This is a genomic window from Pseudomonas sp. NPDC089918 (assembly GCF_050280605.1).
In the GTDB taxonomy this organism is placed as follows: Bacteria; Pseudomonadota; Gammaproteobacteria; order Pseudomonadales; family Pseudomonadaceae; genus Aquipseudomonas.
The window spans coordinates 40,828-66,325 of the sequence record NZ_JBNNVP010000025.1; the positions used below are offsets into that span (position 1 = coordinate 40,828).

Annotated in this window: 17 protein-coding genes and 1 pseudogene; 10 read left to right on the plus strand and 8 right to left on the minus strand. The window is 56.7% G+C overall.

What is annotated here, in order from left to right; translation table 11 throughout:
* Nucleotides 1-554: 554 nt before the first annotated feature.
* From ACQKPC_RS18330 to ACQKPC_RS18340, 3 genes are all read left to right on the plus strand, one after another.
* The gene (locus tag ACQKPC_RS18330) at nucleotides 555-929 is read left to right on the plus strand and encodes a DUF6124 family protein (RefSeq protein WP_427625811.1); all 375 of its coding nucleotides are present in this window, start codon (nucleotides 555-557) and stop codon (nucleotides 927-929) included.
* Between the two features lie 35 nt (nucleotides 930-964).
* Entirely contained in the window at nucleotides 965-1,222 is a 258-nt protein-coding gene (locus tag ACQKPC_RS18335) for a hypothetical protein (RefSeq protein WP_427625812.1), read from the plus strand.
* A gap of 349 nt (nucleotides 1,223-1,571) precedes the next feature.
* Nucleotides 1,572-1,937, plus strand: coding sequence for a DUF6124 family protein (locus tag ACQKPC_RS18340; RefSeq protein ID WP_427625813.1), 366 nt, complete (start codon nucleotides 1,572-1,574; stop codon nucleotides 1,935-1,937).
* Nucleotides 1,938-2,032: 95 nt separating this feature from the next.
* Here the strand turns inward: ACQKPC_RS18340 and ACQKPC_RS18345 are convergent, their stop codons facing one another.
* From ACQKPC_RS18345 to ACQKPC_RS18360, 4 genes are all read right to left on the minus strand, one after another.
* The gene (locus ACQKPC_RS18345; RefSeq protein WP_427625814.1) at nucleotides 2,033-2,236 is read right to left on the minus strand and encodes a helix-turn-helix domain-containing protein; all 204 of its coding nucleotides are present in this window, start codon (nucleotides 2,234-2,236) and stop codon (nucleotides 2,033-2,035) included.
* Nucleotides 2,237-2,361: 125 nt separating this feature from the next.
* Complete coding sequence (locus ACQKPC_RS18350; protein ID WP_427625815.1) at nucleotides 2,362-2,928, minus strand: GNAT family N-acetyltransferase; 567 nt, start codon at nucleotides 2,926-2,928, stop codon at nucleotides 2,362-2,364.
* An 89-nt stretch (nucleotides 2,929-3,017) separates the two neighbouring features.
* Complete coding sequence (locus ACQKPC_RS18355; RefSeq protein ID WP_427625816.1) at nucleotides 3,018-3,863, minus strand: phosphatase PAP2 family protein; 846 nt, start codon at nucleotides 3,861-3,863, stop codon at nucleotides 3,018-3,020.
* A 34-nt stretch (nucleotides 3,864-3,897) separates the two neighbouring features.
* Complete coding sequence (locus ACQKPC_RS18360; protein WP_427625817.1) at nucleotides 3,898-4,569, minus strand: histidine phosphatase family protein; 672 nt, start codon at nucleotides 4,567-4,569, stop codon at nucleotides 3,898-3,900.
* Nucleotides 4,570-4,653: 84 nt separating this feature from the next.
* On the opposite strand from ACQKPC_RS18360, the gene ACQKPC_RS18365 reads away from it, so the two are divergent.
* From ACQKPC_RS18365 to ACQKPC_RS18395, 7 genes and pseudogenes are all read left to right on the plus strand, one after another.
* Nucleotides 4,654-4,815 carry a hypothetical protein gene (locus ACQKPC_RS18365; protein ID WP_427625818.1) on the plus strand — a complete coding sequence of 54 codons (162 nt, stop codon included), beginning with the start codon at nucleotides 4,654-4,656 and terminating at the stop codon, nucleotides 4,813-4,815.
* 127 nt (nucleotides 4,816-4,942) lie between these two features.
* A pseudogene (locus ACQKPC_RS18370) lies at nucleotides 4,943-5,869 on the plus strand (methyl-accepting chemotaxis protein); the annotation flags it as partial.
* Between the two features lie 144 nt (nucleotides 5,870-6,013).
* Entirely contained in the window at nucleotides 6,014-6,727 is a 714-nt protein-coding gene (locus ACQKPC_RS18375) for a methyl-accepting chemotaxis protein (protein WP_427625847.1), read from the plus strand.
* Nucleotides 6,728-6,932: 205 nt separating this feature from the next.
* Nucleotides 6,933-10,244: a Tc toxin subunit A gene (locus tag ACQKPC_RS18380; RefSeq protein ID WP_427625819.1), complete on the plus strand. Its 3,312-nt coding sequence runs from the start codon at nucleotides 6,933-6,935 to the stop codon at nucleotides 10,242-10,244.
* A 26-nt stretch (nucleotides 10,245-10,270) separates the two neighbouring features.
* Nucleotides 10,271-14,140: a neuraminidase-like domain-containing protein gene (locus ACQKPC_RS18385; RefSeq protein WP_427625820.1), complete on the plus strand. Its 3,870-nt coding sequence runs from the start codon at nucleotides 10,271-10,273 to the stop codon at nucleotides 14,138-14,140.
* Nucleotides 14,137-18,639, plus strand: a complete 4,503-nt coding sequence (locus ACQKPC_RS18390; protein ID WP_427625821.1) for a SpvB/TcaC N-terminal domain-containing protein — start codon at nucleotides 14,137-14,139, stop codon at nucleotides 18,637-18,639. Before ACQKPC_RS18385 ends, ACQKPC_RS18390 begins: the two co-directional genes overlap by 4 nt.
* A complete protein-coding gene (locus ACQKPC_RS18395; protein WP_427625822.1) occupies nucleotides 18,636-21,404 on the plus strand; it encodes an RHS repeat-associated core domain-containing protein in 2,769 nt (922 codons plus the stop codon). Before ACQKPC_RS18390 ends, ACQKPC_RS18395 begins: the two co-directional genes overlap by 4 nt.
* 41 nt (nucleotides 21,405-21,445) lie before the next feature.
* Here ACQKPC_RS18395 and ACQKPC_RS18400 read toward each other — a convergent pair whose 3' ends face one another.
* The 4 genes from ACQKPC_RS18400 to ACQKPC_RS18415 form a co-directional block, all read right to left on the minus strand.
* The gene (locus ACQKPC_RS18400) at nucleotides 21,446-21,814 is read right to left on the minus strand and encodes a glyoxalase superfamily protein (RefSeq protein WP_008076170.1); all 369 of its coding nucleotides are present in this window, start codon (nucleotides 21,812-21,814) and stop codon (nucleotides 21,446-21,448) included.
* 251 nt (nucleotides 21,815-22,065) lie between these two features.
* The gene (locus ACQKPC_RS18405) at nucleotides 22,066-23,511 is read right to left on the minus strand and encodes a SulP family inorganic anion transporter (protein ID WP_427625823.1); all 1,446 of its coding nucleotides are present in this window, start codon (nucleotides 23,509-23,511) and stop codon (nucleotides 22,066-22,068) included.
* A gap of 204 nt (nucleotides 23,512-23,715) precedes the next feature.
* A complete protein-coding gene (locus tag ACQKPC_RS18410) occupies nucleotides 23,716-24,627 on the minus strand; it encodes a LysR substrate-binding domain-containing protein (protein WP_427625824.1) in 912 nt (303 codons plus the stop codon).
* Nucleotides 24,628-24,794: 167 nt separating this feature from the next.
* Nucleotides 24,795-25,385: an NAD(P)H-dependent oxidoreductase gene (locus tag ACQKPC_RS18415; RefSeq protein ID WP_192346871.1), complete on the minus strand. Its 591-nt coding sequence runs from the start codon at nucleotides 25,383-25,385 to the stop codon at nucleotides 24,795-24,797.
* Nucleotides 25,386-25,498 lie beyond the last annotated feature (113 nt).

A 25,498-nucleotide genomic window follows, 5' to 3' on the forward strand; every position in this document is an offset into this window, starting at 1 on the left:
TCTAGTCATAACGAAGCCATTTCGATTGCTGTCCGTTGCCACGGCAGGTGTACCCCATTTGCCGACTTTATTCGTAACGCGAAGTCAGAGCAAAAAAACGCGTTTACAGTGAAGTTTTGACCGAGGCGACCAAGCAACAAAACCTCGTGATGATGCAGGCCGAGGCAAAGCAAGCCTGATAGACATGCATAGAATCAAAGAGAAGCCCGGCCAGATGCCGGGCTTCTTATTTCCCGTATACGCTCGGTATCCCCTTTCAGGGCGATCTTCATTGCGGCTGGACGGCTGGACGATAAAGCACGTTACTCACTTCGATGTAGCTCAATAGCGCCTGCGTCCGCCTCTCCCGACTCTCCTTTCCAACCTAGGTCTTAATTGCAGCTTTTGCTGGAGGCAAACTAACCACGTCCTAGGAAATTTCCCTCAAGTTGTGGCGAACTCCATGAACTGGCGAGTAACGATCCGAGAAGATAACCTTCTGTCTTCGCTGCAACCCGGCGGACGGTTTTGACAGGCCGAAAAGCGTAGGGATCCCTAACTTTCGGAGTTCCTCCATGAAAAAGAACAACCCAAATCCCCTTGAAAACCCAGACCTTTCGGAATCTGAAACCCTCGACCTGACCCAACTCTCCAAAGCCACCCAACGCGCCGTCAGCGCCCGCTTGCGCAACCCGAAACAGCCCGATCCCGTGAGCCATATTTTCACCATCCTCCCCGACGTCGACACACCCACCCTGCTCGGTCACGCCAGCGAAACCCTGGCCTCCATGAATGTCATGACCACCGATCTGGCCGACCAGCTCGAAGGCTCGCATCGCAACGTGGCATTGGCGATTCAGCAACTGGCCGTGCTGGCTGAGATGTTGATCAACCGAGCGCTGGATAACCTCGATTCGCCCACGCCGGCGGTCACGCCCGTCTGCCACTGAGTGATCACGCTCGTTGATCGAATGGAGGTTTTGTCATGGATCGATACATGCCGGTCACCGGCATCGACTGCACCATTGCGTCGCTGCTGATCGACACCGAAGCGCCGCTGGACGTGCTGCATGAAACGGCGGCCTACCGCATCCGCACGGCGACTCAATTGCTGGAGAGTTTCGCTGTGAACGAAGGCGTTCACAGCAAGCTGGCGCGGGTGTTGGTGACTTCGCTACGCGATGGCTGCGATTTGCTGGATGTGGTTGGGCGAAGGTTACAGATGCAGGTTTCGGCGTTATAACGAAACCCGCATGTTACCCCAACACAAAAAGGCACCTGACGAACATATCGCAGGTGCCTTTTTTGGATTGTGCGGTATTAGATGATTCAACAGTAGGTTTCATGATCTGTAACTTACTGTCGACTCAATGGACGCAGAGTCGCCACGCTTTCGGCCTTGTGCAAAAAAAGGATTTCTCTGACAGATTAGAACCACGTCATCCTGGGAAATTTCCCGCAACCTGTAGCGACTTCCATGAACTGGCGAACAACGTTTCCGGCAGATAGTCTTCACGCTTCGCTGTAAACCCTGCGGACGGTTTGACAAGCCCGAAATAGCGTAAGGATCCCTAACCTCATGGAACGCCCTTATGAAAAAAATCACCCTGCATTTAGTTGAAAATACGGCCACTTCAAAGCCTGAAACCCTCGACCCAACCCAACGCCCCCAAGCCACCGAGCGCGCCAACGCCCGCCGGCGCAACCCGAACAGGAACATCTTCAGCGTCCGCCCCGACGTCGACACGCTCACCCTGCTCACTCATGCCAGCGAAACCCTGGCGTCCCTCAACGTCATGACTCTGGACTTTGCCAACCGACTTGATGGGCCACAGCGCAATGTGGCGCTGGCGCTTCAGCAGTTGACGATGCTGACCGAGCTTCTGGTCAACCGAGCGCGGGATAACCTTGATCCGAACGCTTCGGTGCCGGCGGGCAAGCCTCCCGTTTTTCACTGAGTGATCGAGCGACGACTACAAACGCAGATTTCGGCGTAGAAAAGCAAAATGGGCGGCCTCATTGAGGTCGCCCATTTTGGCTGATGCCGTCGTTGCTACATCATTTTCATTTCGAACAGCGCACCAAGTTCTTCAAGAGTCGGCATGGCTGCCGGAATGACAGCAAATTCGCAATCCAGAGCACCTAACACGCGCGCATAAGCACTCAGGCTCACGGAAAGAGTGCCCTTCTCTACAGCGATGACTTTCTGCCGAGTCAGCCCTGCGAGTTCGGCCAGATTTGAAGGCCTTCCATCCACATGAATTTTTCTTCACCCCACCGCCTCTCCCCAACCTGTACATTGCCCTCGCTCATTCAAGAAACTAAGGTTTGCCCGCGCTCCCGCGGGCTTTTTTTTTGTCTGCGGTTTTGTTGGCGGTTAGTTTAAGTAGCCCGCGCAGGGGAAACCTTCGGCAGTTCCTGCCGGCATTTCAATCGATACAAATACGTATCCTGCTCCCCATGCTGCTGCGAACACCGCGCCTGATAACACTTCCTGATCAAGCCAAAACCGGTCGCTTCAGCCAGCCGTTGGCTCGCCACATTGGCCACGTCTATGGTCAGGTAAAACGTGAAACCGGGCAGGCTTTTGATCAATTCTTCGAGCGCCGTGCGTATGTAACCTTTGCCCGAATACTCGGTATTGGCCCAGTAGCCGACGACGTAGCGGTTGCGGCGCCGGGGCTTCAAACCAATGCAGCCGATGATCGTGTGCGCCGCATCGTCGACGATAAACAGCCGCCGCTCACCTGTTTCGCTTTTGAATTCATCGACTGCCCGTGCGAGGAACGATCGGGCCTCGTCCTCCGTGGTGTAGGGTTTGGCCCAGGGCAGAAATTCGGAATGGGTGGTAAAACTGGCGTTAAGCGCATGTTGCAACGCTTTACACCATTCGGGGTCGGGGGCACTCAATCTCAATGTATGAGTGCCCACCGTCAGCGAAAGCTCCATTGCATCTTCCTTGAATTCAAACTCCGTAGCGTCAAACAGTAGCAGTGCCAGGAAGGACACTGCTACTCAGGAATTCAACGGCCCCCGGCCTAAATCTCCGCGTTGGCGGGTGAACTTGTAAACGGCTCAACGACAGGTCGCTCAGCCTGCTGTCGCACCGGCAGCTCCAGCCGCGCCCGCCCATAAAACGCCAACGCCGTCAGCAAACATGCCAGCCATACAAAGATTCCGGCCCAGAAGGTGTGGGACATGTAGTGCCAACCCTGTAGAACCCGCGTCGTGCCGTAGACGAAACCGAGCAGCAGCGAGCCGTACATCAGCGCTTTGGAATACCGCCAGCGGTAGCGACGCGCCACGAAGTACAGCGCGAGCATGGTGAAGCCGCCCGACGCATGTCCACCCGGCCAGCAGCGACCATCGCCTGCGACTTTCAGCAGGTCGAAATTCTGGTACCACTCCTTGTGTTCGATTTTCCCGGCGTACTGGGTCGTTTCGACCGGGCAATACACACTGGTGTGGCCTTTGAGGTAGTGGATAACGCCAGTGCTGATGGAAAACGCGAACACCACATAGAGGAAGTCCCGACGGTGTTTACTGGCGAACCGAAGTATCGGCGCGACTTTGATTTTTTCCAGGAGCGTGATGATCTTCGAATGTTTTTCAGCCTTCAGTCGCGGCCAGAGAAACGACAGCAAAGCGCCAATCATCGCGACCTCACCAGTCCAGTTCGGGATGATCCGCGCCCATTTATGAGTGATTTTTTCGAACAGATGGACATGCTGTAACGGAAACAACCGTGTGGCCGGATCATAGAAAAGATCGCTGAAGGCGATGTCTATCTTGGTCATGTCAAACAACAGGAACACCACGACCGCGCAGGCCAGCGGAATACCGAAGTTCACCCAGTAAAAGCGGTAACGGGAAGCAGTCAGCATCGTACGTCCTGATCCAGAGGGATGATGGTGAGGCTCATTCAGTGGTCACCGAATGCCAGTCGGAGGCTTCAATGAAACCGAGCATGCGCGGCGGCTGAGACTTTTTGGCGGAGATAAACAGAGAAGCGCCATAACCCAAGGTCTCGGTCGATAACTTGAGATCTTTTTCGAGTTGCGCCATGCATTCGCTGTGGGTCACCAGAATCAGGTTGCGTCCGGCCACCTTGTGCGCCAAGGCATCGCGCAGCATGTTGTCTCTGCAGTGGACCAACCAGTCTTCGCCGACGCCGACCTTGTTGAACATGTAACCGGCGGTTTGCGCCGTGCGCATCACTGGGCTGTTGTAGATGTCGGCCCGATCCAGCCCCAGATGCTCGAACTGCGCGCCGACACTCACCGCCACGCTACGGGAGCGATCGGTGATGCCGTCATTGCCGCTCAGGCAGGCAGCCGTGGAGTGATCACAACGCTCGACGTGGCGCACCAGCACGATCATGTCGCCTTTGGCCCACCCGGTCGCCAACGCCCGGGCACCCGCCACATTGCCATGGGCCAGGTCAGGGACGGCGGCGGGTCGCAACAGCCACACGGTCAGCGGAATAACCAACAAGGCAGATGCCAGCACGACTGCGGCGTTTCGATAACGGGCCAAACGGCTCAGATCGATCGAGCGTTTTATCCCGAACAGACTCAGTCTCAATTCCACATCAAGCCACCTCGCCGGCATGCACCACTGTCATTCGTTGCCGCGAGGGTAAAGAGGCGCGCGTCGGCAGCCGGTGAAACCCGTGTGAAAACCTTGTTACAAACTTTGCCTGACAAAAACCTTTCAGCTCCCGGGATTGCTGCCGATACAGACCTGCTACCCCCCTTGCTGGCTCTTAAAACAACAATCTTCCAGCCAACCGACGATCAAGAAGCACAACGTTCCTGGAGGAATATTGATGAATAGCTGGTTCGGTAATATCAGCGTGAACCTGAAACTGGGCCTGGGATTCGGCCTGGTCCTGGCACTGACCTGCGTACTCGCCCTGACTGGCTGGACGAGCCTGGGCGGGTTGATTGACCGCAGCAACTGGATGAGCGACATCACTCAGCTCAACGCCGGCCTGACCAAGCTGCGTGTGGTTCGACTGCAATACATGCTGACCAACGGTGACGAAACCGCCGCACAGAATGTGCAGACCACCCTCGACGGCTTCATCGCTCAGCAACAAGCGTTGCTGTCGAGTTTCAAGAGCCCGGAAAACGTCAAGTTGCTCAAAGAGCAGAGCGCGACCATCAGCGCTTACCAGATATCCCTGAACAAAATGCGCAGCGCCTACCGCACCGGTAACAGCGCCCGCGACGCCATGGGCACCAATGCTGAAACCGCCAGCAAGTTGATCGAAGCGATCAGTACCCGCGTCCAGCAAATGCCCCTGAGCGACCAACGCTTCGAACAGTTCCAGGCCATCACCGCGGCCAAGGAAGCGTTCATCCTGGCTCGCTACGAAGTGCGTGGCTACACGGCCAGCACCAACGCCGAGACTGAGCAAAAAGCCGTCGCCCAACTGGACACAGCCATCGCCAGCCTGAAACAGCTCGACGTGTATTTCAGCGAGACCCAGCAAGACGCGCTGCGCCAGCTGGAAACCGCGCTAAGCAACTACCGCAGTGCCTTGCAAGCGTATAAAGCCGCCAACACCGATGCGGTGCAGGCGCGCAAGGAAATGACTGACCAGGGCGCCACCATCGTGACCCTGAGTGACCACCTGTATCAGATCCAGCTCGACCGCCGCGACGCCGAAAGCGCCCAGGCCCGCACGCTGCAACTGATCAGCACCTTGCTGGCCTTGCTGGTGGGCGTCATTGCCGCCGTGATCATCACCCGTCAGATCACCGGCCCGTTGCGCGATACCCTGGCCGTGGTCGAGCGCATCGCCAGCGGCGACCTGTCCCAGGACGTCAAAGTGACCCGCCGCGACGAACTCGGCGTGCTGCAGCAAGGCATCGCACGCATGGGCGTGACCCTGCGCGATTTGATCAGCGGTATCCGCGATGGTGTCACTCAGATCGCCAGCGCCGCCGAAGAACTGTCAGCCGTGACCGAGCAAACCAGCGCCGGGGTCAACAGCCAGAAAATCGAGACCGATCAAGTGGCCACCGCCATGCACGAGATGACTGCCACGGTGCAGGAAGTCGCGCGCAACGCTGAAGAAGCGTCCCAAGCTGCAGCCGCCGCTGATGGCGAAGCGCGCGAAGGCGATAAAGTGGTCAACGAAGCCATCGCCCAGATCGAACGCCTGGCCAGCGAAGTGGCGCGCTCCACCGAAGCCATGAGCGTGCTGCAGCAGGAAAGCGACAAGATCGGCAGCGTCATGGACGTGATCAAGGCCGTGGCCGAACAGACCAACCTGCTGGCACTCAACGCCGCCATCGAAGCAGCTCGTGCCGGTGAAGCCGGTCGTGGTTTTGCCGTGGTGGCCGACGAAGTTCGCGGCCTGGCCCAGCGCACGCAGAAATCCACCGAAGAAATCGAAGGCCTGGTGGCCGGCTTGCAGAACGGCACTCAACAAGTGTCGGCGGTCATGAACAACAGCCGCGCCCTGACCGACAGCAGCGTGGCGCTGACGCGCAAGGCTGGCGTGTCACTGGAAAACATCACCCGAACGGTGTCCAACATCCAGTCGATGAACCAACAGATCGCTGCCGCTGCGGAGCAACAAAGCGCCGTGGCCGAAGAGATCAGCCGCAGCATCATCAACGTACGCGACGTGTCTGAACAGACCGCCGCCGCCAGCGACGAAACCGCTGCGTCCAGTGTTGAGCTGGCACGGTTGGGTAATCAGTTGCAGATGATGGTGAGTCACTTCCGGGTGTAATGCCTGCGCCCCTGCCCCGTCAGTGCCGGTACTGGCGGGGATCTCGGGGACGTCCGGTCATACCGTGTTTCAAAATCCTACAGCGTCCCCTCCCTCTTCCCCTGCCAAGCGGCGAAAGTTCCGGTCCCTGCTCCATGGAGCGGCTGACAGCGCATCCCCATGCCACATCGTAGTGTCGTCAGCTCTATCAAAGGAGCTCATCGGCATGGACGACAACCCCTTACTCAAGTCACTGATCGGGGCCCACGGCACCGAGCAAACAAAAGCAGCACTTGAACAGTTTTTTAAAGACACGCTGAAACTCACCTCAGTGTTCGATATCACTCGCCTCACCGAAGCCGAATTCAAGGATCGCTTCAGTACTGCAATCCAAAACAGCGCGCTCAAAGATCACGCGTCCAGCATTGACACAAAAACGCTCTACGACAACGTCAAATGCCTCGCAGCCCAGATCAGCCAACTGTATCGGGAGCAGCAGACTTCAGACGGAAAAGCTCAGCACCAGTGGCACCCACACGGCATTCGTGCTGTTGAGAAACAGGGGCCGACCTACACCAATCTGTTCCAGGAGAACTGGGACGACGCCTGCAAGGTCGATTCGATCGCCGCCATCGATTCGCCTGTCGCCTATCTCAGGGCGCTATACCTGTTTGCCCTGCAACTGGAATCCAGCGCCTCGGAATCGGCGCCTGAAAAAAACAACCGAATACTGTTGAACAAACGGCGCCCCGATCTGGCAAAGCTCTCGATTGATCAGCAAAGCACTTTCACTGCGCAACCGATGCTCAAGATTGTCAATGACATACTGGACAAAAGTATTCAGGCAGGGCTGGAGTCCACCGACGACAAAGGCAAATCGACCTATGAAGTGCTGGCGCAAACGCGCTACCCCTTCGCCCTTCCGTATGAGTTTTACCACCATCAGTGCCTGTTGGGTTTTGGCGCAAAAAAAACGGCCCTGGGAGAGCTGAACTACCTCGTCAGCGACAATCTTCCCGTCACCCAGAGCATCAATACGCGCTATGGCAGTGTGCTGAGCGCCTCCTCTGCTGAAGCTCAAATGCTGATGTCCGGGCTTGGCCCAAAACGGCAGGCACTGCTGACAGATACGGCGAACGCTAATCTCCCCCCCGAGGAACAGAACTACTGGAAAGAAATCTACGGCACCACGTCAACTTCCGACCTGAATAAAATAAACATCTTTCTGGAGCGAACCGAACTTAAAGCCGAACAAATGGAGGCATTGCTGGTGCAAGGCAAATATGCACCACGCACATCGCCTCACTACTCATTGTCGGCGCCTTATTCCCAGCCCTATGGAGCCCGTTACGTAAACGGTTCGGTCGCTTGCAACGCCAGCATCATGTTTCTGGGTAGAGGCGAAAGGCCTGGGACAATCGCTAACGCGACCGAGGAACGACTCGAACGCTTGCATCGAATGATCCGCCTTCAACGCTGGCTCGATATCCCGTTCACCGAACTGGACACGCTGATCTGCAGCGCTTTTGAATCGCAACGGCCACTCAATACATCAATGCAGCTCGATCGCCATGTCATGCGTGCCCTCGGGGTCTATCGCTATCTGAACCGCCGGTACTCCCTCAGGGCCGAGGAGTTCGGGGCGCTGCTGCACCAGATATCACCCTATGCCTGCGGCGATCACACCGCCCTGTTTGATCAACTGTTCAACCAGGCCCGGCTGTTCGATACACCATTGATACTCGATGGTCGCGCCTTCAAGGCGGATGACTCGGATCCTGTCTCGCACACCATTCTCCAGCACTTGAGCGCCTGCCTTGGCCTGCCTTTGACCGAGGACTCGCTCTTGCGGGTCGTCAAAAACACGGAGAAATTCCTTGGCTCGCTCAAGTGTGACTTGCCCACACTCTCATCGATTTATCGACAGGCACGCATTGCCCGAATGTTCGGCCTTTCGATTGCCGAAAGTTCGACGCTGGCAAGTTTGCTGGGCGGGGAATCCATTTTCAGATGCCTGGCGAGTGGCGACTCAGGTATGCGCCTCCTTCGAATAAAAGCCAGCAAGGACGTTGAAAATGCCGAGCTGACCGTACGCTTTCATCTGTCGACACAAGGAGATGCGCAAAATCCTGACCTGCTTTTCGGGTCAACCTTGCGGTTGAACACTTCACGGTTCGCCAACAAAGACACAATCAATGAGTTCCGCGTCCTGATTACCCCGACTCAAGCCGGGGATCTTCCCTTTATCAGCATCAGCCAGATCCCGACCGTTAGCGCAAATGAAGAAACGTCTCTGGAAGAGGCTGTCATCCAGTTCAACGGTGGCACCCTTGATGAACTCCTGTGCCGAAAATCTCTGTTTGTTCAGCTGATCACAACACGGCGCAATAACAACGACATAACGACTACCTACCCGACTGTCACCCTGACAGAAGAGGAACACCAGGGGCTTGATGCATTCAACCTGCTCGATGTGCTGATGCAAATGGACTGGATTACCCGCTGGATCAAGGAATCGGTCTACGACATCCCCAAACTGCAACAACTTCTTGAACCGACGACCGGCAACGATCTTGCCTCGGGAGATTTGCAGCAGCACCTCACCAAACTGCGCGGCGAAACGCTCCAGTGCGCAGTAACACCACAAGAATTGGCAGCATTGTCATTGCCGGAAAAAATAAGCTGGCGCACAAAGCTGGCTCCAACCCTGCTCGATGCAACAGGCCTGGTGAAAGATTTCGCATCAGCAATCAATGACGATGTTCCACAGAAGCTGGCCGCTGAGCTGGACAACGTAGTCGATGCGTTAAAGCTGGATGCAAATTCCAGCAAAAACCTGAAGCTCCAGGCCGACTGCAAGCAGAAACTCAAACGCCTTCTACTACTGGCCCATGATCGACAGCAACATCTGATCGAGAAGTTTTTGCAGGAAACCACCCTGCTGCCCATGAATTGTGCAAAGGGGGTATTGGTATGGGCGCAAACCTCTGTACACCAAATCCTCGTCGCTGCTCTGCAAACAGAGGATTCACTCAACCTTCACAAAATACTGCGTCCGGTTTTGCGCCACGCCGAGGCTGCTGTCCGGCTGCAATTAAGCAATAGGGCTTTTCGCATGTTCCTGCACCGCCCGCACTTGCTGGATAAGCCGAACACAGCACTGACACTGACGCTCAGCAACCTGTACCTGCTCGATCGTTTCAACCATTGCAGGGTGACCTACCAGCAGACAGAAGAAAGCCTTCTGAGCTACCTGGAATTCGCCAACGACTCCGCTTCCACAACACCCGCCATCAATGACCGCCTGGCCCAACTGCTGAACTGGACGACGACTGAGGTCACCGTACTGACCGCGCAGCTGGATCTTGCGAAGGCCCGAACAATGAAGGACATCGATTGGGTCATGCGCTGCCACAAAACCTGCAAAGCCACAGGGCTTAGCGCAACTGCCCTGCTCAATGCCACGGCGCTCAAAAACGAGAGCCCGGCCACGGCCTGGAAAACAGTCGGTGAAGCGGTCATGGCGGCCAGTCACTAATGCCACTGCATGCTCAAGGAATGAACATGTCTGCAACCATTGAAAAACAATTGAACGAAAGCCTGCGTGATGCGCAGCTCGGGCTCTATCTTTCAGCGATCGTTCCTCAAGACGAGACACTGAAAGCCCTGAAAATCGCAGAGCACCTCAAAACGGCCAATGACCTGTATCACTACTGGCTGCTTGACGTGCGGGTCTCCCAGGAGGTGCCCACCACCCCGGTGGCCTGCGCCACTGCCAGCCTGCAGCAATATATCAACAGCATTCTGACCAACATGGAACCGGGATATCACACGGCACAGATTCCGTCCGATCAGGTCGAAACCTGGCGCACCGTCATGCATCGGTATTCGACCTGGGTAACCAATCAGCGGTTGCATTATTTCCCTGCGGTCTATCTTGACCCGACCCTTCGCAAGACAAAAACCGACAGTTTCCAGCAACTGGAAAACGACATCAACCAGAACCAACTGACAACCGAGTCGGTTCAAACTGCGGTACTGGCCTATCTGGCAAGGCTTGAAGAAGTGGCCAATCTGACCACGATCAATGGCTATATCGACGGGGATGATTTTGCCAACAGCACCTATTACTTCATCGCCAAATCCACCATCGCCAACACCTACTACTGGCGTTCGCTGGACATGGCGTGCCGCCCTTCGGTCACAGGTGTTTCCAGTGCTAAATACGATGCCCCCGAACCACAGGCCTGGTCGGACTGGAAACGCGCCAACCTGCCGATCTCCGAAAGTGCCATCGAACACACTATTCGCCCGGTTGTGTTCAACAATCGCCTATACGTGATTTGGGCCGAATGCATCTTCCAGGACAAGGCAGCTGTAACCAGGCCAGCGCACAGCCAAAACGACAGAATCAACCCGCTGTTCCGTTTGAACCTCTGCTACAAAAAATACGACGAAAGCTGGAGCACACCGCAGACCTGCCTGCAGGGTTACGGTTCGCACAATTTGCTTCACGACCTGACCTCGAGCGAGCTCAGGGAAAAAACACGAACCATTGCCATTCATGAAAAGTCGGGGACTACGGACTCACTTTTCATTGCACTCTATGTTGATGGCAAGCACAACCAAGAGACGTCCGGCTTGTCTCACCTGGTTTCGATGTCAGCCAATATAGATAAAGACTCGAAAACCACGCAGGTGCTTAAACTCACACCCAATGACTTGAAAAATTCAGGAGACTCGGAGGCATCACAGGTTGTATTGGTACGAAGGCGGTCTTTCGGCACGGAAAAGAATCTTCAATTCAAGCACTCGACCACAGACAAGACACTGTCCCCACCCAAAATCAGCTCACGTAAGGACACGGCCTCAGGCACAGCAGAGTTCATCGACTTTGCAGGCTCAACAATCGAATTCAGTGACGACAGAAACAGTTCGGATGGGAAGCGTGCGCCCATCCGAATGAACATCACGTTCGCCAAACACTTGATCGGGCGCGCCGAGTCGAGCATGGACACGTTGTTGAGCTGGGATTCCCAGCACTTGCCGGAGCCATCTTTAAAAGAAGGAGACGCGGCAGAACCAATGGATTTCTACGGCGCCTATGGTCGCTACTTTGTCGAGTTGTTCCTGTACCTTCCATGGCTGGTAGCGCACCGCTTCAAGGCTGAGCGCCAATACAGCGAAGCCGAACGCTGGCTGCATTACCTGTTCAATCCCGGCCGCAAAAATGTCACTGGCATGAACCCCGACTACTGGAATGCGGTGCCGTTGATCAGCTCCACCATTCCAGCCCCCGGTCAAACCACCTACGCCATCCAGGGCCCACAAGATCCGCATCAAATTGCCCTCAGTCATCCGGTGCACTTTCGCAAAGCGTTATACCTGCTCCATGTCGATATCCTGCTCAACCGCGGTGACACGGCGTTCCGAACGCTAACCCCAGAGGGCCTGACGGAAGCGAAATCATGGTACATCCGCGCCCTGGACCTGATGGCCCCCCGTCCGGACCTCAAACAAACCGATCCCTGGACTACTGTCACGCTGGAAAAATTCAGTAGCGAGACCAACGAAGGACTGCGAACGTTTGAACAACAACTTGGCAAAGACAGAAAAAACCAATCCGCTTCCTCCGCAGTAGTACCGCAAATATGTGTGCGTCCTTATGCGTCCCCTCCCTCGGTCCATGCCATTGATACACCCCATTTGCGTTTACCCTTCAACCCGGTACTGATCACGCGCTGGGAGAAACTGGAAAGCCGTCTGCATAACCTCAGGCACAATCTCGACATCGTCGGCCGTCCATTGACGCTCCCACTCTTCGCTCCCCCCATGGCACCCGGCGACCTGCTCGGCTCCAATCCCCCACGCGCCGCGGAGCCCGGCATCACCCAGCACCTGGGCTCAGAGATTCCGGCGTACCGTTTCAGTGCCCTGTATGCCCATGCCATGAGCGCGGTCGACACGGTGATTCAATTCGGCACAACCCTACTGTCGTACATCGAACGCAGCGAGCAGGCCAGTTATCAAGAGCTTCAGCAGCACCATGTCTGGGACATCGCCAACATGGCAGTAGACCTGCAGACCCAGGCCCTGAAGATCGACGAGAAAAACCGGGCAGCCTTGCTGGCCAGTAAAGCGATCGTCGAATGCCGGCAGGATTACTACAGTCAGCGGGTCAACGAGGTTATCAATCCGGAAGAAGTGGCAGCTGCCGTTTCACATCTGACGGGGCGCATCGCAGAAGCAAGCGCCCACGCGGCCCAGGCACTCGGTCAAGGCCTGAAAGTCGCGCCCAACATTTTTGGCCTGGCAGACGGCGGTCATCGTCTGGAGGGGGTGCCCTTCGCCATGATGGCCGGGGCTCAAGGCGTGGCGGCCGCCGCTCATGGCGCTGGTGAGGCCCTCGAACGGGCCGCGCAATACCGTCGTCGCCATCAGGAGTGGACGCTCGCCCGCGACCAGGCAAAGCTGGAGATCGAACAGATTGATGCACAACTGGCGCTGGAGGCCGAAAGAGAGACCGCCTCGCGACTGCTGTTACGACAGACTCAAACGTCCCTGACCCAAGCCCAGGCCTCCTACGACTTTCTTAGCAAGCGTTTTACCAACGTGCAGCTTTACCAGTGGTTCACCTATCAACTCTCAAGCTTCTACTACCAGGTGTATGACTCGACCTTTTCACTGTGCCAGTTCACCGAACTGAGTTGGCGTTACGAGATGTTCGACTACACCACACAACCGTTCTTCCAGCACCAGACCTGGAACAGCACCTATCGTGGGCTCGGCCCTGGCGAGCGTATGAAGTTGAATTTGCTCAAGATGAAGAACGCTTATCTTCTGGGCAACGAACGCGAGCTGGAAATCCGCAAGACCGTGTCGTTACGTCAGCTCAAGGCGAAGGAGGAGAGTAAGGACACGCTCCCGACATCGATCAATAAACCCTGGGAAGACACGCCCGGAGCAGACGGCACGGCGACAACCGACGGGACCAAGTCGGAGCTTGTAAAGACCGGCTCATGCGAGTTTGAACTGACGCAGTCCCTGTTCGACAACGACTACCCCGGCCACTGTCTGCGCCGGATCAAGAGCATCAGCATTTCCCTGCCGGCCGTCCTGGGCCCTTATGAAGACATCCGTGCCACGCTGACCCAGACTGGCAGCGAAGTCGTCATGCCGGGTACCGACAAGCCCACCATTAAAAGTCTGCGGGCCAATCAGCAAATAGCGCTCTCGACGGGCGTCGACGATAACGGCCTGTTCACCCTGAGTTTCCAGGACGAACGTTACCTGCCTTTCGAATACACGGGCGCGATTTCGAAGTGGAAGCTGTCGTTTCCCAATCATGCCGCTCAAAAGTCCATGCTCGAATCGCTCACCGACATCATCGTGCACGTGAGCTACACGGCCAGAGCAGGCGGAGGTTCGCAATGAGCGAACAAATAGCATTGCCTGTTATCGCGCCGTCACTACCCAAGGGTGGCGGTGCCATCCAGAGCATTGGCAAAGGATGGGGTGCCATCGGCGCCCACGGTGCAGCCTCTTATGAGATTGCCTTGCCGATTTCACCGGGTCGCGGCTTTGCACCCTCCTTGTCACTCAGCTACGGCAGTTCGGTCGGCAACAGTATGTTTGGCATCGGCTGGGGGGTGTCATTGCCCACTGTTGCGCGACGCACCAGCAAGGGTGTACCAGCCTATGCCGAGGATGACGAGATTGTCGGCCCCAGCGGTGTTGTGTGGCTGCCCGAGCGCGATCAAAAGGGCGTCATCACCTCAACCCGCGTCGATCGTTACAACGGGCAGGAACTGGGTACAACCTATACTGTTGTGCGCCACTTCCCGAGAATCGAAAGCAGCTTCGACCGGATTGAACATTGGTCCTCGGAGAGCGACAAACCGGGTTTTTGGTTGGTGCACGGTGCCGATGGCAGCCTTCATCTGTACGGAAAAAATCCGGCATCGCGTCGTGCCGATCCCCAGGACACGAGCCGTGTAGGCGAATGGTTGCTAGAGGAGAGTCTGAACCCGCACGGCGAGCACATCCTTTACCAGTACAAGGCAGAAGATGACCGCAACGGCGCCAAGGCCCAGCGTTACTTGAGCCATGTGAGCTACGGCAACTTCAAGGCCGATGCAAACCTTTACTTATGGCAAGCAGACCGGCCGAAGCCTGTGCAATGGCATTTCGAGTTGGTATTCGACTACGGCGAACGGAGTACCGAATACGAACACAAACCTCTATATGAAGGCCAACAGTGGCAAACCCGTAGCGACGCGTTTTCCAGTTTCGCCTACGGTTTTGAGTTACGTACCGAACGCCTGTGCCGCCAGATTCTGATGTTTCACCGCTTTCCCGATGAGTTGGGCACCGCCCCCGCTCTGGTCCGACGCCTGCTGCTCGATTACCGACAGACGCCTCTGGGTTACCACCATCTGAGCGCGGCCCATGACCAGGCGTTTGGCAACTCGACAACCGCCGATAACCGTCCCCCCGTTGAATTCAGCTACATCGAGTTCAAGCTCCTGCCTGATACCCACGCCTGGCAGCGCTTTCAGAACATGCCGGGGCTCAACGACGGCCAAGGTTATCAACTGGTGGACTTGTACGGCGAGGGCCTGCCGGGCGTGCTCTATCGAGGTAACGCAGGCTGGTATTACCGCGAACCCATGCGAGCCAGAGCCAAAAGCAATGAAGTGGCTTACGATCAGTGGCGAGCGTTACCCAACATTCCCGTTGCCGACACTGCAAAACCTGTGCGCCAGTCGCTGAGCGACCTCACGGGCGATGGTCGGCTGGACTGGATCATTGCTCAGCCGGGGCTGAGTGGTTTTTTCTCCCTCGGCCCCGACCGGGAGTGGTCGGATTTCGCCACGTTCAATGCCTTCCCCGTGGAGTTTTTCAATCCGCAAGGGCAGTTGGCCGATCTGATGGGCGAAGGGCTCAGCGATCTGACGCTGATAGGCCCACGTAGTGTTCGCCTGTACGCCAATCAACGGCAGAACGGTTTTGCAACCGCCCGCGAAGTGACTCGTAAAGAGGATGAAGACGCCCTTCCTGTACTCACCTCTTCGTCCTCCGAACTGGTGGCCTTCAGCGATATCCTGGGCAGTGGTCAACAGCACCTGATACGTATTCGTCACAACGAGGTGAAGTGCTGGCCAAACTTGGGTCGTGGACGCTTCGGTAAAGGCATCGTGCTGGGCTCTCCTGGCCTTGCATACGAAACATTCGACGCCTCGCGAATCCGTCTGGCGGACCTGGACGGCTCTGGCGCCGCCGACCTGATTTATCTTGAAGCGGATCAGGCGCGGATCTTCATGAACCGCAGCGGCAATGGTTTCGCCCCTTCAGTGGCCCTGCCATGGCCGGAAGGTGTGCGCTACGACCGTTTCTGCCAGGTGAGCATCGCCGACTTGCAAGGACTCGGCTGTTCCAGCCTGATTCTGAGCGTGCCGCACATGACACCCCGTCATTGGCGCTACGACTTCGTCAGTGCAAAACCGTATTTACTCACGGGGACCAACAACAATATGGGCGCCGCCGGCAGCATCAGCTACCGCAGCTCGGCGCAGGAATGGCTGGATGAAAAAGCGGAGAAAATCAAAGCCGACAAGCCCCGCACCTGTCATGTGCCAATGGCCCAGCATCTGGTATCGAAACAGACCCAACTCGACGAGATTACCGGCAATCGTCTGACTAAGAGCTTCTCTTACCGCCAAGGCTACTACGACGGCATCGAGCGGGAATTTCGCGGCTTCGGCCTGTTGCTGCAAACCGACAGTGAAACCAACCCCGATGATGCCGATTCGCAAGGTTTCACCACGCCATGCCAGACAAAGAGCTGGTTCCACACCGGACAAGCAGTGGATCTGCCTCGTACCGATTATCACCATGCTGACAAAGAAGCCGGGGCGCTGGGCAAGGCACTGCTTTGCCAATACCAGCCAGAGCTGAAGAACGACACACGCATCACGTCCCCAGACACGGCAACAACCCTCGAAATGGCCCGCGCCCTGAGCGGTCACTTACTGCGCAGCGAGATCTTCGGAGTCGATAAACGCCTGAAGACCAGAACGCTATATTCGGTTCAGGAAAACCGCTATCGGGTACGTTTGCTACAAACACCTGAGGGTAATCGACGCTATGCCCGGATGTTGCCACTGCTGCTAGAGTCCATCCGTTATCAGTACGAAGGCATCGCCGATGACCCGCAATGCCGGCACACCCTCAATCTGCAGCACGACCTGTTCGGCACACTGACCCACAGTGTGAACGTCCATTACGCCCGACGTAAAACCGGCAGCGATATCCCGCCGTTCAGCGATGCCGACCAGCAAAAATGGTGGCGCGATGCTCATGATCCGGCACAACAGTTCTACTACCTGAACGAAAGCCTTGCCGAATTCATTCATCTGGATAGCGCCCAAGGATGGCGGCTGGGTCTGCCTTATCGCCAGCGTACCAATGCGTTGAAGCGACCCAAGGCGCCCGAGGCCGGAGGGCTGACCACAAAGGATATGACTTACGAAAGGCTCATCGAACTCGTCAAACAAACCGCCTGGACGACCCAACACGTCCTCACCGGACTGTCCGTGCAACGCTACAAAAACACCTCAACCGCAGAAGCCCTGCCGGACGGCGTCGCCCACTTCGAAGCCCTGGCCGACCATCTGGAAACCGCCGAGCTGGACGAAACAGCCCTGAAAGCCTTCGACGTGTTGTCGCAAGCGGCTCGCCCCAAGGGAAGACTGCTCGAACGAAGTGGCTATCACCGAATGAACGATTTCCTTCCCGTAGCCACGTCTCCCAGAAAACTCTGGTCTGTCAAAAGCGGTTTCTCGACCTACGCCGCACTGAAGGGTTTTTACAAGACACAGACCCTGCGGTTGAGCAAAAGCCATGGTGTGACCGAGGTCAGCTACGACAACTATCACTGTCTCATCACCGCGCTCAAACTGCCCGATGGTTGTGTCACCAAGGCTACCTACGATTACCGCTCACTCCAGCCCCGGTGCATCACTGACCCGAACGGGAACATTCAAGAAGGGCTCTATGATGGTTTCGGCCAAGTGCTGGCCACCAGCATTTACAGCAACAAGAGCAATACGCTCATAGGTTTCAAACCTATCGCTCAATACAAACGTCCGGAGTTCACCAGCCCGACCGAAGCGATCAACAATGCAAAGGGTGCTTTGCTGGACGCCGCCAATGCCATCTACTACGCGCCATTTAGCTGGATGGGGCGCGTCTCGGACGCAGCTCTGAAGGACCGCGACTGGCTGATGCGCTGCGTGGCCAACGGTGATGTGCTGCCAACCGGATACATCTGCGCTTCGGTCCGCAGGCGCCTGGCAGGCCTTAAAACACTCTTGGCCGATGAAGCGAAACTGACAACCGAACTCGCAACCTCGGCCCGTGAGCCGATACACATCGCCACCCTGGTCGCTGATCGCTACCCCAATGACAACCAGAGACAAATCCGCATTACCGTCACCTGCTGCGATGGCTTCGGACGAACACTGCAAAGTAAGCAGCAAGTCGAATCGGGTACGGCCTACGTCGTCAACGCCAAGGGAGAACTGACCCTCGAGGACGGAACACCGAAGGAGCTCACCGCAGCAAAGCGCTGGCGTATCAGCGAACGGGTGGAATACAACAACAAGGGATTGGCGATCCGGACCTACCGCCCTTACTTCGCCGATCAGCATGACTACATCAACGATGTGTCCTTGCGACAGTTCGGCCATTGCGATCTGCAGTTTTACGATGCGTTGGGGCGCCCTACGCGTACACGTCTGGCAAAACAAAATGGCCTTTCCTATATGCGGCGGCAAACCCGCCACCCCTGGTACACCCTGGACGAGGACGAGAACGATACGCTGGAAGAGGTCATGTCCGAACGACTCCCGACAACCGGGGGTGAGGCATGAGCGCACGCCTTCACTGCAAGACACCGACGATCAACGTAGTCGACAGCCGAGACCTGACGGTCCGGCATGTCGCTTATTGGCGTAGCGACGCAGCCAAGGCTGCGCAGGCGCGCATTACCCGTCAGCAGTACGATACTGCCGGACGCCTAATTGCACAGTGGGATCCGCGACTGTTTGCCGAAACGCAGAAGGCCAATCTGACGACCCTCTACAGCCTGTCCGGCAGACCACTGCGGGTAGACAGCGTTGACGCCGGGTGGCGACTGAACCTGCCGGGGGACGCTGGGCAGACACTTCGCAACTGGGACCAGCGAGGCAATCATTGGCGAACGACCTTCGATGATCAACTACGGCCAATCACGATCCAGGAAGAATCGCCGGGGCAGTCGGCACGCATCATCGAACGCTTCAGTTATGGCGACAACTCGATAGATTCGGCCGCACTCAATCGATGTGGCTTGTTGATTCGCCACGACGACGAAGCAGGCAGCCTGCTCATCGACGAGTACGCCCTTGGTGGTAAACCCTCGCGTCAGACACGCCACTTTCTGTTGAATGCCGAAGCCTTAGACTGGCCGGCAGAGGAACACAGCCGAAACCTCTTACGAGAAACGGGTGATGGCTACAAAACGCAATGGCACTACGACGCAACGGGCGAGGTCATCCGGCAGGTGGATGCCGGTCAACACCAGCAGCGCTTTTCCTTTGATGTTGCAGGCCGACTCAAAACCGTGAGCCTGGAACTCAAAGATACCGAAATCGAAAATACCCTGGTGAAGGATCTCGTTTACAACGCCTTCGGCCAGGTTGAATCGCAAACCACAGGCAACAACGTCATCAGCCGCGCGGTGTTCGATCCCGCCAGCGGTCGATTGACCTCGATGACTGCCTCCATATCGGACCGCACCTTGCAGTCGCTGCACTACAGCTATGATGCGGTGGGTAATGTGACGCAAATCGAGGACAAAGCTCAGCCCGTGCAGTTTGGCAGCAACCAGAGAGTCGAAGCCGTCAGCACATTCATCTATGACAGTCTCTACCAATTGACCAGTGCAACCGGACGAGAAGCGGCAGGGACAACCACTGCCCCCTATATTCCTGCGCTCGGCATTACACCCATCGATACCCGGCAACTGTTCAATTTCACCCAACACTACACATACGACGCTGGCGGTAACCTGACCGAACTGCGCCATGTGCGGGATCGCAACCATTACACCCGAACTTTTAACGTGGCAAATCTCAGTAATCGTCTGGTGTCCTGGCGCCAGGGCTCTGAATTGCCCGGCACTGCTACAACCTTTGATGACAACGGCAATCTGCAAGACTTGCAATCGGGCCAGTCGCTGCAATGGAATGCACACAATCAACTTACCCGCGTGGTGCTGGTCAAGCGTGAGGATGGCCCTGACGACCATGAACGTTACGACTATGACGGCAGTGGTCAGCGTCTTCGTAAAACTACCACCACTCAGGGTGCATCGATCACTCACACCCGAGAGGTCCGTTATTTACCGGGCATCGAAATCCGTACCCGGGGGAAAGAGCGGCTGGAAGTCATAACGGTGCAAGCTGGACGTGGCAGCGTTCGTTGCCTGCACTGGACCGAAGGCCAGCCCACAGGTATTCCCTCAGATCAACTGCGCTATAGCCTTGACGACCATTTGGGTTCCAGCTCACTGGAACTTGATGGCAATGCCGACTTGATCAGTCAGGAGAGCTACTTCCCATTTGGCGGAACGGCATGGACAGAGTCGCGTTCAAAGGTGGAAGCCGATTACCGGACCATTCGATATTCCGGAAAAGAACGCGATGCCAGTGGGCTTTATTACTACGGGCACCGGTATTACGCACCCTGGTTGCAACGTTGGATCAGCCCTGATCCGGCGGGGACGGTCGACGGGTTGAACCTGTATTGCATGGTAGGGAACAACCCCGTCAGATTTACTGATGCGCAAGGCCTGAACAGATCAGAGCGTCTGGACTATCTCGATCTGGCAGAACTGAAACTCGACAAGGTAGCGGGATATAGAGAAGGGATGTCTCGTGAAAACTTCGTTGATGTAGCCCGCCGGCGAATCCCTATCGTCAAGAGGCAATACAAAAGCTTCACCATGGAAACGACCAGAATAATCAGCGAGGCCGAGGCCAACAAACAGAAAACATTCAATCAGTTGAGTGCATTGGAGAAATCGAAAGAATGGAAGTATCCCGAACCTGTGAGATTTTCAAATCCCGTCTATACATCAGCTTCGCTGGATAAACATACCGCGCTCTCTGGTATCACGAATGAACACCATGACCATCCACTCACCGGATTTCACAACCTTCCTGGAAGCTTAAGCCCCAAGAGCCTGTTTCCCGGCGTCACCCTGAATGAATCAATAGGGAATAAGGAAGACACTTACCGAGTATCAAGTATTCCGGCGTTTATGCATGGCATTCAAAAAGCTTATTTTGCCGCCGATATGCGGCTCCACGTGTTCCTGACCAAACGGATCATTCGTCACGTGACGCGTCACCAGAAAATCCCCGTAAGTGCAGGAATAGCGGGTCTACATGCCGAAGTTGTCGCGGCCAATGTCTGGCTACAGGGAGGTCCGCGTACCAGTCATCACCATCAACGACTGTCACAAGCCTTTATTTACACGGCACGTATGCAAAAACGTGGTCGAGGCTCGGACTTCCCTGCCTGCTTCAATTGCAGTGGAATTCTGCCTCCTTTCATCAACATCGTCACGGGACGAAAAACTAAGTCCTACTGACCCCCCGCATTTGCACAAAACGATATCAATGCCGGTTTCTCTCAAACACTAATCGCATTGGTAAACACCAACCGATTCCCAAACGGATCACTGATGGTCATGTCCTGGCTCCCCCAGGGCATGGCCTGAATCTGTGGGCGAGCGAAAGCATACTCCTTGGCCAACAATTGCTGCTGGAACGCCTCCAGTTCATCGGTCTCAATACGCAACGCTGAGCCCGGTGTGCTGTCACCGTGATGTTCGGACAGGTGCAGCACACATTCGCCACGGGAGATTTGCAGGTACAGCGGGAAGTTTTTTTCGAAGCGATGCTGCCAGTCGATCTTGAACCCCAGAAAGTCGACGTAAAACTCCAATGCCTTGGTTTCATCGAAAATCCGCAGGATCGGGGTGGTTTTGCCCAAGCTCATGGAGTTGCTCCCAGATTGAGAAGGCCCAGAGTGTAGCTGGGCTGGATGTCAGCGCTTCGGCTTGGGAACGGCTTTCTTTAATCGCAATGTGCCACCACGAGACATGGATCAATGAAAGTAATTTTCGTGGAGGGCTATGGGATGTCGTGCAGAGGTATGGCAGGTCGCGAGTTATGGAAATTGGCCAGGGGACTTTCATCCCCCGACGCTGACCGTCCCACACTCGGCGTAGGAACGATCACTGATCGATTTCAGTCGTGATGCTCGCTGGCGCGTTTGAGCAGTTTCTTGCAGCGTTCGGATAAATGCAGAACGCGCAGCTGCTTGCCAGCCTTGGCGTAGCGCTCGCGCAATGTCTTAAGCGCAGCGATGGCCGAGTAGTCGACGAAGCTCAGGTGGCGACAATCAAGGGTCACTTGGGCCGGGTCGTTGGCGGGATCGAACTGGTTGAGGAATGGCGTGGTAGAGGCGAAAAACAATGTGCCGTGCAGGCGGTAGAGTTTGCTGCCGTCGCTTTCCTGATAGCTGTCGGCATACAGTTCGCGAGCCTGTTGCCAGGCGAAGTTGAGCGCCGCAATGATGATCCCGCACAACACGGCGATGGCCAGATCGGTGAACACCGTAATCACCGTGACCGCGATGATCACCAAGACATCGTTCAGCGGCACCTTGTTCAGCACCCGTAACGAAGCCCAGGCGAACGTCTGCTGCGACACCACGAACATCACCCCGACCAGGGCGGCCAGCGGAATGCGCTCGATCAGCGGCGAAAGGAACAGCACAAACAGCAAGATCATCCCCCCGGCTACCGCACCGGACAGCCGACCACGACCGCCGGAGCTGAGGTTGATCACGGTTTGCCCGATCATGGCGCAGCCGCCCATGCCGCCGAACATGCCAGAGACCACGTTGGCAGCGCCCAATGCCACGCACTCGCGGTCCGGGTAGCCACGGCTCTCGGTGATCTCGTCGGTCAGGTTCAGGGTCAGCAGGGTTTCCAGCAGACCGACCAACGCCATCAATATCGCGTAAGGGGCGATGATGCGCAGGGTTTCCAGGCTCCAGGGGATGTCTGGCAGTGCGAAGCTCGGCAAACTGCCGGCAATGTGCGCCATGTCGCCCAAGGTGCGGGTCGGCAGGCCGAGCAGATAAACCGCCACCCCAACGCCCAGAATCGCCACCAACGCCGGCGGCACGGTGCGCGTCAGGCGCGGCATCAGGTAAACGATGGCCATCGTCAGCGCCACCAAGCCGATCATCATGTACAGCGGCGCACCACTCAACCAGCCTTCACCGCTCTTGAAGTGCTCCAACTGGGCCAGGGCAATGACAATCGCCAGGCCGTTGACGAATCCGAGCATCACCGGGTGCGGCACCATGCGCACCAGTTTTCCCAGCCTCAACAAACCGAACGCCAGCATGATCAATCCACCCAGCAGCACAGTCGCCAGCAAGTACTGCACGCCGTGCTGCACCACCAGCGCGACGATTACCACGGCCATCGATCCGGCGGCACCGGACACCATCCCCGGCCGCCCGCCAAACAGCGCAGTCAGGGTGCAGATGATGAAAGCGCCGTAAAGCCCCATCAATGGATTGAGGTGGGCCACCAGCGCGAAGGCGATGCATTCGGGCATCAGTGCGAAAGAGGTCGTGAGTCCGGCCAGGACATCGGCGCGCAGACGTTTGGGTTTCATGGCTTACCTAAAAAGACAGGCGGGAGAAGAGAGGGCGGATGTTACGGAATTGAGGGCGGGCCGACCAGTGAATGGGCCGTCAGAAACGCAATCGCGAGCAGGCTCGCTCCCACACTGGACTTGTATCGCCCCCAACAATGGGATCGACGCAAAACTAATGTGGGAGTGAGCCTGCTCGCGATGAACGATGACGCGGTCTACGAATCAGCCCTTGAAATCCGCAATCGCATAAGCCGCCAATTTGCCCTGGATGAAGTCCAGGAAGCACTGAATCCGTAGGGCAAGTTGCGAGTTGCGGTAGTACACCGCGTTGATCGGTTGGCGATATCCGCTGTTGAACTCCGCCAGCAGCACCTGCAAGCGACCGGCGCGGATGTCGTCGATGGTCATGAAGTGCGACAAGCAGGCGATGCCCTGCCCTGCCAGCGCCAGGTGCCGGATCGTCTCGCCGCTGGACGCATTGATCGACGCCTGGATCGGCCAGCGATCACCGTGGACATAGCGCAACGGCCATTGGTTGAGGCCTTCGTTCTGGGTAAACCCAAGCAGCGTATGTTCGGCCAGATCGGCAACGGCGGCTGGTACGCCGTGTTGTTCCAGGTACGCCGGGCTGGCGACGATGTGCAGCGGGCTGCAACCCAGTGAGCGGGCATGCAAGGTCGAGTCGGCCAGCGTACCGATGCGGATGGCGATGTCGGTGCTTTGTTCGAGCAGGTCGATGATCAGGTCATTGCTGTTGAGTTCGAGCTGGATGTCCGGGTAGAGACGGCGGAACTCATCGATGTACGGCACGATGGCGTGCAGCATGAATGGCGAGGCGGCGTTGATTCGCAGACGTCCGGAGGGGGTTTGCTGGCGTGAGGACAGGCGCTCTTCGAGTTCGTCCATTTGATCGAGAATCAGCTTGGCGTGCTTGAAGAAGTACTTGCCCTCCTCGGTCAGGTCCATGCGTCGCGTGGTGCGGTTGATCAGCGTGGTGTCGAGCTTGGCCTCCAGTCGCGACAGCGTGCGGCTGACCGCCGACGGCGTTTGCCCGACCTGTTCGGCCGCAGCTGAAATCGACCCGCACTCAATCACGCAGACGAAAATCTGCAACTCATCGGATCTGGCTTTCACGTGTGTCCTCGTTCGCTAATCGGCATGGCATGAATCGCCAAGATCGCAGCCTGCGGCCGCTCCTACAAGGATTGCGAGCGCCCCGAACCTTCGGGTGTACGCCATCTGTAGGAGCTGCCGCAGGCTGCGATCTTTCCTGCCGTTGCGACGGATACTAGCCGGAAAACTCAGGCCGGTAAGCCAAACACCTCGGCCAAATGCTGCTCATAACGCGCCACATCGGCTTCAACGTTCGGGCGCTTCATCACATCAACGCACAGGAAGGTCGGCAAACCGGTCATGCCAAGGAAGGTGTTGGCCTTGTGGAACGGGAAGTACACCGCATCCACGCCTTTGGCTTCGAAGAAATCGGTGGGGTCGTCGAAGGCTTGTTGCGGCGCGTTCCAGGTCAGCGACAGCATGTATTTTTTACCGTGCAGCAAACCACCGCTGCCGTACTTCTGCGACGCGTCGGAACGCGTGCGACCATCGCTGGCGTAGAGGCTGCCGTGGCCTTCGGTGAAGACTTCATCGACGTACTTCTTGACGGTCCAGGGGGCGCCCATCCACCAACCGGGCATCTGATAAATGATCACATCGGCCCAGAGGAATTTGGCGACTTCCTCCGCGACGTCGTACCCCTCGTCGATGAACGTGGCTTTTACATCCACACCGCCGCGATCCAGCACGCTCAGCGCCGCTTCGTGCAGCGTCGTGTTGTAGCGACCATCGGAGTGGGCAAATTTTTTGCCGCCATTGAGCAACAGGACTTTTTTCATGGGAGAAATCTCGCAAGGTTGAAATTCGATGGCGGCAGAGTAGCGATCGACCTCGCGCGGAATAAGCCCAGGATCAGCAAAATTCATTTGACCAATACGCACGAATCGACAGT